Source organism: Microbacterium sp. JZ37 (genome assembly GCF_035188445.1).
Taxonomy (GTDB): Bacteria; Actinomycetota; Actinomycetes; order Actinomycetales; family Microbacteriaceae; genus Microbacterium; species Microbacterium barkeri.
The window spans coordinates 1,233,142-1,246,115 of sequence record NZ_CP045253.1 but is presented as its reverse complement, the minus strand read 5'-3'; the positions used below and the strand labels follow the sequence as shown (position 1 = coordinate 1,246,115).

The 12,974-nt window shown below is 71.6% G+C and carries 7 protein-coding genes; 5 read left to right on the top strand and 2 right to left on the bottom strand.

Annotated features, from left to right (window positions below):
• Positions 1-19 precede the first annotated feature (19 nt).
• Positions 20-817, bottom strand: coding sequence for a MerR family transcriptional regulator (locus tag GC092_RS05500; RefSeq protein WP_271172723.1), 798 nt, complete (start codon positions 815-817; stop codon positions 20-22).
• On the bottom strand, positions 807-1,346 hold the full coding sequence (locus GC092_RS05495) for a VOC family protein (RefSeq protein ID WP_282978558.1): 540 nt from the start codon (positions 1,344-1,346) through the stop codon (positions 807-809). The genes GC092_RS05500 and GC092_RS05495 overlap by 11 nt, the downstream gene beginning before the upstream one ends.
• 161 nt (positions 1,347-1,507) lie before the next feature.
• Here GC092_RS05495 and GC092_RS05490 point away from each other — a divergent pair, with 161 nt between their 5' ends.
• From GC092_RS05490 to GC092_RS05470, 5 genes are all read left to right on the top strand, one after another.
• On the top strand, positions 1,508-3,718 hold the full coding sequence (locus GC092_RS05490; RefSeq protein ID WP_271172725.1) for an NADP-dependent isocitrate dehydrogenase: 2,211 nt from the start codon (positions 1,508-1,510) through the stop codon (positions 3,716-3,718).
• Between the two features lie 147 nt (positions 3,719-3,865).
• Positions 3,866-4,831, top strand: a complete 966-nt coding sequence (locus GC092_RS05485; RefSeq protein ID WP_282978560.1) for an acetylxylan esterase — start codon at positions 3,866-3,868, stop codon at positions 4,829-4,831.
• Positions 4,832-4,942: 111 nt separating this feature from the next.
• The gene (locus GC092_RS05480; protein WP_324014352.1) at positions 4,943-5,947 is read left to right on the top strand and encodes a LacI family DNA-binding transcriptional regulator; all 1,005 of its coding nucleotides are present in this window, start codon (positions 4,943-4,945) and stop codon (positions 5,945-5,947) included.
• 131 nt (positions 5,948-6,078) lie between these two features.
• The gene (locus tag GC092_RS05475; protein ID WP_324014351.1) at positions 6,079-11,076 is read left to right on the top strand and encodes a rhamnogalacturonan lyase family protein; all 4,998 of its coding nucleotides are present in this window, start codon (positions 6,079-6,081) and stop codon (positions 11,074-11,076) included.
• Positions 11,077-11,204: 128 nt separating this feature from the next.
• Positions 11,205-12,971: an ABC transporter ATP-binding protein gene (locus tag GC092_RS05470; protein ID WP_324014350.1), complete on the top strand. Its 1,767-nt coding sequence runs from the start codon at positions 11,205-11,207 to the stop codon at positions 12,969-12,971.
• The last annotated feature ends 3 nt before the right edge of the window (positions 12,972-12,974 follow it).

Here is a 12,974-nt window from a genome sequence, read left to right as displayed (position 1 = left end):
CGACCCTAGTCGCGTCCCGCTACTCCCAGACCGCCGTCTCGGGGTCGATCCCGCGCGCGCGTGCGCTCTCGTCGACCGCGCGCCGGAACCAGGCCGCGAGGCCGACGCGGATGCCGTCGTAGTGCGCCGCGAACCCCGGGTCCGCCTCGTAGCGGCGGGCAAGGCACACCTGCATCTGGCGGCTGAGCGGGAAGTAGGCCGAGAACGCCTCGCGGTGGCGCTCGACGAGGTCATCGGCCTCGGCGCTGCCCGGTGCGACACCGCGGTCCATCGCGTCCGCGAGCGAGCGCTCGACGCCCGCGACGCGGTCGGCGACCTCGCGCCACTCCTCGGCGGTGCGGTCGGCGGCCGCCTCGGCGAACTGCCGCCACTGCCGTGTGCCGCCGTAGGCCTCGCGCGCGCCGCGCGCCTGCTCGGGGTCCCAGCCCGATCCGAACACCTCCCGCTGCACCTCGTCCGCGAGCGGGACGCCGCGCTCGTGCGCGGCGATCATCCGCTCGAGGCCCGATCCGAGCCGGTTCAGCCGCGCGATCCGCTCCTCGAGCTGGGCGTGCGCCGCCCGGAGCGTGCCCGCCGCCTCGGGCGACGCGCCGTCGAGGATCGCGCGGATGTCCTCGAGCGCGACGCCGATCTCGCGGTAGATCGCGACGCGGCGCAGCCGATCGAGGTCCGGCGCCGTGTACAGCCGATAGCCCGCCGGCGTCCGTTCCGACGGGCTCGCCAGCCCGATCGCGTCCCAGTGGTGCAGCGTCCGCACCGTGACCCCGAGCTGCGCAGCCGCCTGCCCCACCGTCAGGCCGTCGACGTCATCGCGCATGCTCCCCATTCTGCTCGCGGGCCGCATCGGGCGCCGTGATGCCGAGCTCCGCGAGGTGGCGCGCGGCGTCGCTCTCCGGGTCCCAGGGCAGGGGCGCGGTGAACACGACCCGGGCGTTCTCGGGTGTCCGGATCTCGAGGTCGCGCGTGCCCCACGGCGTGTCGCGCGGGCCGTCGACCGCGTCCGCCCTGAGGGCACGGCACGCGGCGGCGACCGGCTCGATCTGCCGGAGGACGCAGGCGAAGCTGACGCTCATCGCGGGAGGCGGCGCGGGGGCATCGCCAGCGGGCACGAGGAGGACGTCCTGGAAGGCCCAGCGCCGCAGATGCACGATCCCGCCCGGAACGCTGAACAGCTCGATGAAGCCGAGCCCTCTCGTCCAGAACTCCACGGACGCGGGCAGGTCGGGCGCGGGGATGGTGACGAAGGAGGGCATCGCGTAGATGCCGCGGAACGGCTCGGGCGCGACCGCGTCGGGGTCGCGCGGCGGCACGGGGCTGATCTCGAAGGCGTCGTAGTAGTCGGTCATGCGCTCCACCCTCGAGCCTGACGCTGCGTGAGGGTCAAGTCGCGTCCCGCTTTCGTCCGCGCAGAGCCCACCAGGTATCTTGATGTCGAGACAGAATCGCGCCATCCGCGTGCCATCCGTCGTTCCCCGGCAACACCCCACCGTCTGGAGTCGCCTCACCCATGTCAAAGATCATCTACACCCACACCGACGAGGCGCCGCTGCTGGCGACGTACTCGCTGCTGCCGATCATCTCGGGCTTCGCGTCCAAGGCCGGTGTGGAGTTCGAGACGCGCGACATCTCGCTCGCGGGCCGCATCATCGCGCAGTTCCCCGAGCGTCTCACCGAGGCGCAGCGCATCGGCGACGCACTCGCCGAGCTGGGCGAGCTCGCCAACGAGCCGAGCGCCAACATCATCAAGCTCCCCAACATCTCGGCATCGGTGCCGCAGCTGAAGGCCGCGATCGCCGAGCTGCAGGCGCTGGGCTACGACATCCCCGACCTCCCCGAGGACCCGCAGACCGAGGACGAGAAGGAGGTCGCCGCGCGCTACGACCGCGTCAAGGGCTCCGCGGTGAACCCCGTCCTGCGTCAGGGCAACTCCGACCGCCGCGCGCCCGGCGCCGTCAAGGCGTACGCGAAGGCGCACCCGCACCGCATGGGCGCGTGGTCGGCCGACTCGAAGACCTCGGTGGCCACGATGGGTCACGACGACTTCCGCTCGAACGAGAAGTCGTTCGTCTCGCCCGCCGACGACGCGCTGCGCATCGAGCACGTGGCGGCGGATGGCACGGTGACGGTCCTCAAGGACAAGGTGGCGGTTCTCGAGGGCGAGGTCGTCGACGCGACCTTCATGAGCGCCAAGGCGCTCGACGCGTTCCTCGCCGACGCGATCGCGCAGGCCAAGCAGGAGGGCGTGCTGTTCTCGGCGCACCTCAAGGCGACGATGATGAAGGTCTCCGACCCGATCATCTTCGGCCACATCGTGAAGGCCTACTTCGCTCCCGTCTTCGCGCAGTACGGCGCCGACCTCGAGGCGGCCGGCCTCTCGGCCAACGACGGCCTCGGCGGGATCTTCGCCGGCCTCGAGAAGCTCGAGAACGGCGCCGAGATCCGCGCGGCGTTCGACCGCGCCCTCGCCGACGGCCCCGAGCTCGCGATGGTCAACAGTGACAAGGGCATCACGAACCTCCACGTGCCGAGCGACGTGATCGTCGACGCGTCGATGCCCGCGATGATCCGCATCGGCGGGCACATGTGGGGCCCCGACGGCGCCGAGAAGGACACGCTCGCCGTCATCCCCGACTCGTCCTACGCCGGCGTGTACCAGGCCGTGATCGACGACTGCAAGGCGAACGGCGCCCTCGACCCGACGACGATGGGCACCGTGCCCAACGTCGGCCTCATGGCGCAGAAGGCCGAGGAGTACGGCTCGCACGACAAGACCTTCGAGATCGCCGAGGCCGGCACCGTGCGCGTCGTCAACGGCGCAGGCGAGACGGTCCTCTCCCACGAGGTCGAGCAGGGCGACATCTGGCGCGCCTGCCAGACGAAGGACGCCGCCATCCGAGACTGGGTGAAGCTCGCCGTCACGCGCGCGCGCCTCTCGAGCACGCCCGCCGTGTTCTGGCTCGACGAGACCCGCGCGCACGACGCGAACCTCATCGCGAAGATCGAGCGCTACCTGCCCGAGCACGACACGGACGGCCTCGACATCCGCGTCCTCGCGCCCGCCGAGGCGACGACGTTCTCGCTCGAGCGCATCCGCCAGGGTCTCGACACCATCTCGGTGACGGGCAACGTGCTGCGCGACTACAACACCGACCTGTTCCCGATCCTCGAGGTCGGCACGTCGGCGAAGATGCTCTCGATCGTCCCGCTGATGGCGGGCGGCGGCCTCTTCGAGACCGGCGCGGGCGGCTCCGCTCCCAAGCACGTGCAGCAGCTCGTCGAGGAGAACTACCTGCGCTGGGACTCGCTCGGCGAGTTCTTCGCCCTCGCGGCGTCGTTCGAGCACCTCGCCCAGACCACCGACAACGCGCGCGCGCAGGTGCTCGCCGACACGCTCGACGCCGCCACGGGGACGTTCCTCGAGCAGGACCGCTCCCCCGGTCGCAAGCTCGGCACGATCGACAACCGCGGTTCGCACTTCTACCTCGCGCTGTACTGGGCGCAGGAGCTCGCGCGGCAGACCCAGGACGCCGACCTCGCTGCGGCGTTCGCGCCGCTCGCGGAGAAGCTGGCCGCCGACGAGGAGAAGATCGTCGAGGAGCTCCTCGCCGTCCAGGGCAAGCCCGCCGACATCGGCGGCTACTACCGTCCGGACGCCGAGAAGACGGCCGCCGTGATGCGCCCCTCCGCGACGCTCAACGCCGCGATCGACGCGCTCTGACCATCCGCTCGACGACGCCCGCCCCTCGCCGGGGGCGGGCGTCGTCGCATACCGGGCCGGATGACGCTTTCCGTCGAGCGCACGCGGCGCGCTAGGCTCGCCCTCGGTCCTTCCACTGCAGCCCCGACCTCAGGAGGAACGCCGACGATGGCGCACTTCGATCTCCCCCTCGACCAGCTCCGCACGTACCGGCCCGAGCTCCCCGTGCCCGACGACTTCGACGCCTTCTGGGAGCGCACGCTCGCCGAGTCGCGGGATGCCGCCTGGGCTCCGCGCCTCGAGCCGGTCGACACCGGGCTCACGCTCGTCGACGTGCACGACGTCGCGTTCGCGGGCTTCGGCGGCGACACGATCCGCGGCTGGTGGCAGGTGCCCGCCGCGAGCGCGCCCCGTGCGATCGTCGTCGAGTTCGTCGGCTACTCGGGCGGCCGCGGCCCCGCTCACGAGGTGGGCTCGTTCCCGCTCGCGGGATGCGCACGGCTCATCGTCGACACGCGCGGCCAGGGCTGGGGCCACTGGAGCATGGGCGGCGCCACGGCCGACCCGCACGGCAGCGGCTCGCAGGCGCCGGGCGTCATGACGCGCGGCATCGAGAGTCCCGAGACCTACTACTACCGCCGCGCGTTCACCGACGCAGCGCTCGCCGTCGACGCCGCTCGCGCGCTCGCACCCGGGCTCCCGGTCTTCGTCGCGGGCGGAAGCCAGGGCGGCGGCCTCTCGATCGCAGCGGCCGCGCTCGCCGGCGATGTGGCGGGCGCCATGCCCGACGTGCCGTTCCTGTGCGACTTCCCGCGCGCGACGACCCTCGTCGACTCGATGCCGTACGGCGAGATCCGCACCTACCTCTCGGCGCACCGCGACCGGATCGACGACGTCTACCGCACGCTGTCGTACTTCGACGGGGTCACGCTCGCGTCGCGGGCGACGGCTCCCGCGCTGTTCTCGGTCGCGCTCATGGACACGATCTGCCCGCCCTCGACGGTGTTCGGCGCCTTCAACGCGTGGGGCGCGGAGGACAAGGAGATCGAGGTCTATCCGTTCAACAACCACGAGGGCGGGGGCGGCGCGCAGCGCGCGGCGCAGCTGGCGTGGCTCGGGCGTCGCCTCGGCTGACGACACGGCATTCGCCCGCGCCGCCTGGCGTCGCGCGCCGCGGCGCTGTGCCACACTGATCTCGTAAAGCGTTTACCGAGCCGTCGCAGAGGACGGCGGGACGGGGGTCGGATGAAGCGGGTGGGCATCCGCGACGTCGCCGTCCTCGCCGGCGTCTCGATCAGCTCGGTCTCGAACGCCCTCAACCGGCCGGAGGCCGTGAGCGATCACGTGCGCACGCGCGTGCACGCCGCCGTCGACCAGCTCGGGTACGTGCCGCTGCGTGCGGCGCAGCAGCTCCGCGCGGGGCGCAGCGGACTCATCGGCATGACCGTCATCAGCATCGGCAACCCCTTCTTCGCCGAGATGCTCGAGGGCGCCGAGGAGGCGACGTCGGCCGCGGGCTACCAGGTCATGCTCGGCAACAGCGACGACAGCGCCCAGCGCGAGAGCAGCTATCTCGAGCTGTTCGAGCAGGCGCACGTGGAGGGCATGCTCATCTCGCCGTTCGGAGACGTCGGGCCCGCGCTCGAGCGCCTGCGCGCGCAGCAGATCCCCGTCGCACTCGTGGACGGCGTCGACGAGAAGGGGCTCACGCCCTCCGTCTCGCTCGACAACGTGCTGGGCGGGCGGATGGCCGTGCAGCACCTCATCGAGCTCGGCCGGCGGCGGATCGCGTTCGTGGGCGCGCGCGAGGAGGTGCGCCAGACGCGCGACCGCCTGCGCGGAGCCGCCACGGCGGCGCAGGACGCGGGCCTCTCCCTCGACGTGACGCTCAGCGGGCGCACGACTCCGCGAGTGGGCGCCGAGATCGGCGAGCGCATCGCCGCGCTGCCCGCGGCCGAGCGCCCCGACGCGGTGTTCGCCGCCAACGACCAGCTCGCGTGCGGGATCGTCCACGCCCTCGTCTCCGCAGGCATCCGCGTTCCCGGCGAGATCGCCATCGTCGGATACGACGACATCCCCTTCGCCTCGATCGCGGCCGTGCCGATCACGTCGGTGCGGCAGCCGGCGCGCGCGATGGGACGCCGCGCCGCGGAGATGCTCGTCGATGCCGTGCGCGGCGCGGCGCCCGCCGCAGCGCCGGCCGAGGTGTTCGCGCCCGAGCTCGTCGTCCGGGCGTCGACGCGCGCCTGACTCCCCGCGCGTCAAAACGTTTCATGTCCTGTCTTGACGGTCGCCGTGGCCGACGCTATGGTGCCCGGGAAGCGCTTTCCTGAAACGTTTCCGTGCGATGAAGCACGACGTCCCCCACGATCGGAGTTGATGTGAAGGGCAGAACCCTGCGCGCCGGCGAGCCCGCCGGCGAACCGACGGATGGCCGGGGGCCGCGCGCGCTGCGCGGCCTCGCGATCGCGACGGCGGCTGCCGTCGCCTTCGGATGCATCGGCGGCGCGAGCGCCGCGCACGCCGCGACGACACCGGCCGACACGGCGGCGGCCGGCCAGCCCGTGCGATTCGACTTCGGCCCCGGCGCCGTGGCCGACGGCTACACGCAGGTCACGGCGGGCTCGGCGTACTCCCCCGAGGCGGGCTTCGGCTTCGCCCCGGGCGCGACGGTGACCGAGACCGACCGCGGCGGCGATCCTCTGAAGGGCGACTTCGCGACGGTGAGCGGCTCGAGCTTCGTCGTCGATCTCGCGAACGTCGACTACACCGTCTCGATCGTCGCCGGCGACACCGGCGGCACGACCGAGATCGCGATCGCGAGCGAGCAGATCCAGAAGGTCCAGACGACCTCGAAGACCGCGGGCGCCTTCCTCGAGATGAACTACGACATCGCCCTCGTCGACGGGCAGCTGTCGTTCGACTTCACGGGCGCGGCCGCCAACATCAACGCGATCGTCATCACGCCGCAGGCTCCGCGCGAGGCCGCGGCGACGCCCACCGCGTACCTCACCGGCGACTCCACCGTGCAGACGTACGACCCGTACTGGGAGCCGCAGGCCGGCTGGGGTCAGATGATCGACCAGTTCCTCACCGACGCCGTCGCCGTGGACAACCGCTCGATCGGAGGCCGCTCGTCGCGGTCGTTCGTGCAGCAGGGCCGCCTGGACGAGATCCTCCGCGTCGTGCGACCCGACGACTACGTCTTCGTGCAGTTCGGCCACAACGACGCGACCGCGTCCGTGCCCGAGCGGTACACGCCGCCGGACCAGTTCGACGACTACCTCCGCATCTACGTCGAGGGCACTCGCCAGCGCGGGGGCATCCCGGTGCTCGTGACGCCGGTGAACCGGCTCGACGTCGACAGCGAGACGGGGCTCTTCAACGAGAGCTTCCCCGAGTACGTCGCGGTGATGAAGGCCGTCGCCGCAGAGCTCGACGTCCCGCTGGTCGATCTCTCCGCCTCGAGCCGCGCCTACCTCGACGCGATCGGCGCCGAGGCCGCGAAGTCGGTCTTCCTCTACGCCGACCCCGGGGTGTACCCGAACCGCCCGAACGGCGTGCAGGACAACACGCACTTCCAGGAGTACGGCGCGATCCAGATGGCGCGCCTCGTCGCGCAGGGCGTGGCCGAGCTCGGCCTGCCCATCTCGGAGGCGGTCGAGGTCACCTCGCCCTCCGAGCTCCCCGCTGCGGTCACGGGTCTCGCCGTGGCCGGAACCTCGAGCACCTCGGTGTCGCTCGAATGGGACGAGACCGCGGGCGCCGACATCTACCGGATCTACCGCAGCGAGGCCGGAGCCGACGCGTTCACCCTCGCGGCGACATCCACTGTGCCGCAGAAGAGCATCGGCTCGCTCGCGGAGGGCGGCGCGTACGACTTCCGCGTGAGCGCCGTCAACGGACTCGGCGAGGGTCCGTCGAGCGACATCGTGACCGCGACCACCCGCGCCGCGGCGTACCGCTACGACTTCCAGCCGGCCGGCGCCCCCGTCGGCGCGGGCTACACGGAGGTCAACCGCTCCACGGTCTACTCGGCGGAGCGGGGCTACGGCATCGTCGACCCGACGGGGATGATCGACCGCGACCGCGGCGCATCGGCCGGCGACGACGTCGCGCGCGACTTCGTCGCGTACTTCAACGGCAGCTACGAGTTCGCCGTCGACGTGCCCAACGGCGAGTACGCGGCGAGCGTCACGGTCGGCGACCTGCTCGGCACCGTCCGCACGAACGTCGAGATCGAGGGCAGCGACGAGGGCGGCCTCTCGGTCAGCCGCGGCAGCACGACGAAGGCGATCGACGGCATCACGGTGAGCGACGGGCAGCTCAGCACCGTGATCTCGGGAGCGACCGGCCACCTCAACGGCCTCACGCTCACGCCCATCCTCGTCGCGCCCGCGGCCATCCGGCTCGACGACCTCGCATTCGACGGGGCGTCCGCGACGGCCGCGCTCTCCTGGGATGCCGCGCCTGAGGCTGCGGCCTACCGGCTGTACCGGACGACCGATGACGGCACCGTCCTCGTCGGCGAGACGGAGGGCACCTCCTTCGTCGACGAGACGGCGCAGCCCGGCCAGACCGCGACCTACGCCGTCACCACCGTGACCGCGCGGGGCGACGAGTCGGTGCCCTCGGTCGGCGTCGAGGTCGAGGTCATCGACCCGGATGTCGCGGTCCCCGCGGCGCCCACGGGCCTCGCCTACGGCGACGTGCTCAAGAACTCCGTGGCGCTCTCGTGGGACGCGTCCGACGGCGCGCTGTTCTATCTCGTCAGCCGTCAGGACAAGAAGGGCGAGTGGCAGGTCATCGCGCGGGCGGATGAGCCCGCGTACGTCGACGAGGACGTCCTCACGACGATCGCGTACACCTACCGCGTGCAGGCCGTGAACGCGGGCGGGGCGTCCGAGCCCTCCGAGCCCGTCACCACGCCCGCGGTCACGACGCTCGATCGGGCCGCCGAGCGGCTCGATCGCGCCCCTGTGGCCGTCGCGCAGGAGCAGGGCGTCTACGTCGGATGGCGCCTGCTGGGCGACGATGCGCAGGATGCCGCGTTCCACGTCTACCGCGACGGCGAGCGCATCACGGAGGAGCCGATCGTCGACACGACGAACTACCTCGATGCGGCGGGCTCGGCCGACTCGACGTACCGCATCGCGATCGTCGAGGACGGGGTGTCGTTCTGGGCGACCGAGGAGTTCCGGCCGTGGGAGGACGGGCAGTCGCTCGACATCCCCCTGAACAAGCCGGCCGACGCGTACTCGAAGGACGGGCAGCCGTACTCCTACCGCGCCAACGACACGTCGGTCGCGGACCTGGATGGCGACGGCCAGCTCGAGTACGTCGTCAAGTGGGATCCGACGAACTCGCAGGACAACTCGAAGGCCGGCTACACGGGCAACGTCTACCTCGACGCGTACGAGCTCGACGGCACGCAGCTGTGGCGCATCGACCTCGGCATCAACATCCGAGCGGGAGCGCACTACTCGCAGCCGATGGTCTACGACCTGAACTCCGACGGCCGCGCGGAGGTGGTCGTGAAGACGGCCGACGGCACCGAGGACGGCCAGGGCACCGTGATCGGCGACGGCAGCAAGGACTGGCGCAACTCGTCGGGCTACATCCTCACCGGACCCGAGTACCTCACGGTGTTCGAGGGCACGACGGGCCGCGCGATCGACACGATCGACTACGTGCCCGGCCGCGGCGACGTCGCCTCGTGGGGCGACAGCTACGGCAACCGCGTCGATCGCTTCCTCGCGACCGTGGCGTACCTCGACGGCGAGCACCCGAGCGTCGTGTTCTCGCGCGGCTACTACACGCGCGCGGTGATCGCCGCGTTCGACTTCGACGGCGAGAGCCTCAGCCAGCGCTGGGTGTTCGACTCCTCGACGAAGGGCAACGGCGACTACGCGGGTCAGGGCAACCACGCCATGATCTCCGCCGACGTCGACGCCGACGGGAAGGACGAGATCGTCTTCGGATCGGCGACGATCGACGACGACGGAACGGGCCTGTACTCCACGGGTCTCGGCCACGGCGATGCCGAGCACGTGAGCGACTTCGACCCGGCGCGCCCGGGCCTCGAGGTCTACGCCGTGCACGAGGACATGGGCCGGTCCGGCAGCATGGGCGCGACCTACCGCGACGCGGCGACCGGCGAGGTGCTGTGGTCGGTCCCCGCGACGAAGGACACCGGCCGCGGCGCGATGGCCGACATCGATCCGCGCTACGACGGCGCCGAGGGCTGGAACATCGGCGGCACGGTGGCGTGGGACTCCCGGGTGGGCACCCTGCGCAACGTGTCGGGCGAGGAGATCTCCACGGCCATCCCCGCCGCCAACTTCGTCGCCCAGTGGGACGGCGACCTCCTCAGCGAGATCGTCGACCACGCGTTCGACACGACGACGCGCCTGGGCTCGCCCGTCGTGTCGAAGTGGGACTACGAGAACGGCGTCGAGGTGCCGATCTTCGAGCCGGAGGGCGTCCTGACGAACAACGACACGAAGGGCAACCCCGCTCTCCAGGCCGACCTGTTCGGCGACTGGCGCGAGGAGCTCGTGTACCGCACGACCGACTCGACGGCGCTGCGCATCTTCACGACGACGGACGTCACGGAGCACCGCCTCCGCACCCTGATGTCCGACGCGCAGTACCGCCTCGCCGTCGCGTGGCAGCTCACGGGATACAACCAGCCGCCGCACACGAGCTACTACCTCGGCGAGGGCATGGAGACGCCGGCCGCTCCCCGCCTGGCCTACACGACCGACGCCGCACCGGCCGAGGTCGTGCCCGGGCCGGCGACGGCGGCGCCCGCCAAGGGCGTGCTCTCGACGACGAGCGGATGGGCCTACGGTCTGAAGGACGGCGACTACACCGTCACGATGAACCTGTGGCACGGCCAGAACGCGCACACCATCCGCCTGTTCGAGAACGGCGAGCTCCTCACGGAGGCGCACCTCGCCGACCGCACTCCCGACGCGCAGGAGTTCTCGTTCGACGTGACGGGCCGCGTGAACGGCACGTACGAGTACACGTGCGAGCTCGTGAACCAGCACGGCACGACCCCGTGCAAGCCGGTCACCGTGAAGGTCGTCGACGCGAACCCCGGCACGGCCGTGCTCTCGCACGACAACCACGACCGCGACGGCGACTACACCGTCACGGCCAACCTCTGGTGGGGCACGAACGCGACGTCGTACCGCCTGTACGAGGACGGGCAGCTCGTCGACGAGCAGGAGCTCACGGCGGCGACGCCGGAGGCCCAGACCGCGTCGACGCACCTGACCGGCCGAGCCGCGGGCGAGCACGTGTACCGCGCCGTGCTCGCGAACGCCGCGGGCGAGACCGAGACGAAGGAGATCCGGGTGACCGTGAAGTGACCCGGCGCCCGGTCGCCGCGAAGCGGCGATCGGGCGTTCCTTCGACGCGTTCCGGGGCAGGGCTCGACGAGCCCTGCCCCGTCTCGCGTCGAGGCCGGATGGCCCACGACGGCCGTAGCATGGCTGACGTGACCGAGAAAACGCTTCCCCGGCCCGTCCGCATCGACGGATCGCACCCCGCCCGCTCGGTCGTCAGCCTGCTGCTGCGGCGGAAGGGGCGGATGGCCGTGGCCGTCGGCGCGTTCGCGCTCAAGGAGATCCCCCTGTGGGCGCTCCCGGTCGTCACGGCCGCCATCGTCGACATCGTCGCGTCCGACGGCGAGGTCATCCACGTGCTCGGCTGGTTCGCGGTCGCGGCGCTCCTGCTGCTGCAGAACTACCCGAACCACATCGTGTACAAGCGGATGTTCATGACGGTCGTGCGCGACACCGGGGCCGAGCTGCGCAACGCGCTCGCGCAGCGGCTGCAGAACCTGTCGATCGGCTTCCACACGCGCCAGAGCGCGTCGGTCGTGCAGACCAAGGTCGTCCGCGACGTCGAGAACATCGAGGTCATGCTGCAGCAGGTCATGCACCCGCTGCTGTCGGCCGCGATGGTCCTCCTCGGCGCCGTGACGATGACCGCGTTCGTCGTGCCGCAGTTCCTGCCGATCTACCTCCTCGCCGTTCCGCTCGCCGTGCTCATCCGCTGGGGCACCTCCCGCCGCTCGCGCGCGAGCAACGAGCGCTTCCGGCGCGAGGTCGAGGGCTTCTCGGCGCGCGTCGGCGAGATGGCCTCGCTCATCCCGATCACCCGCGCGCACGGGCTCGAGCAGACGGCCGTCACGCGCGTGGCCGCAGGCGCCGACGAGGTGCGGCGCGCGGGCTTCGTGCTCGACCTGCTCAACGGGCGCATCGCGTCGATGTCGTGGGTGGCGATGCAGCTGCTCGGCGCCTCGTGCCTCGTCCTCGCCGCGGTGTTCGCGCTGACGGGCATCGTCCCGATCACGCCGGGCGAGGTCGTCATGCTGTCGTCGTACTTCGCGCTCCTCACGCAGGGGATGACGCAGCTCCTGCTCCTCCTCCCCGTCGCCGCACGTGGGATGGAGTCGGTGCGCTCGATCGCCGAGGTGCTCGAGGAGCCCGACATCGAGGTCAACGAGGGCCGGCGACGTGTCGACGCCGTCGTCGGCGCGATCGCGCTCGAGAACGTGACGCACCGCTATCCGGACGCCGACGTCGATGCGATCCGCGACGTCTCGCTCGACATCCGCCCCGGCGAGACCGTCGCCTTCGTGGGGTCGTCCGGCTCGGGCAAGTCGACCATGCTCAACCTCGTGCTCGGCTTCGTGCGCCCCACGGGCGGTCGCATCCTGCTCGACGGGGCCGACACGCGCGAGCTCGACCTGCGGACCGTCCGCCGTCACGTGTCGGTCGTGCCGCAGGAGTCCGTGCTGTTCGAGGGCACCATCCGGGACAACGTCGCGTACGGGCTGGAGCACGCCGACGACGAGCGCATCCGCGCGGCCCTGCGCGACGCGAACGCGCTCGACTTCGTCGACGCGCTGCCCGACGGATGGCACACGATCGTCGGCGAGCGCGGCGCGCGCCTGTCGGGCGGGCAGCGTCAGCGGATCGCGATTGCCCGCGCGCTCGTGCGCGACCCGCGCATCCTCCTGCTCGACGAGGCCACGAGCGCCCTCGACCCCGAGTCGGAGCGACTCGTCAAGGAGGCGCTCGATCGCCTCATGTCGGGGCGGACGACGCTCGTCGTCGCGCACCGGCTGTCGACGGTCCGCAGCGCCGACCGCATCGTCGTCCTCGAGCAGGGCAGGATCGTCGAGCAGGGCGCGCACGATGAGCTCCTCGCGCGCAACGGCCGCTACGCTCGGCTCCACCTGACCCAGGCGCTCTGACCC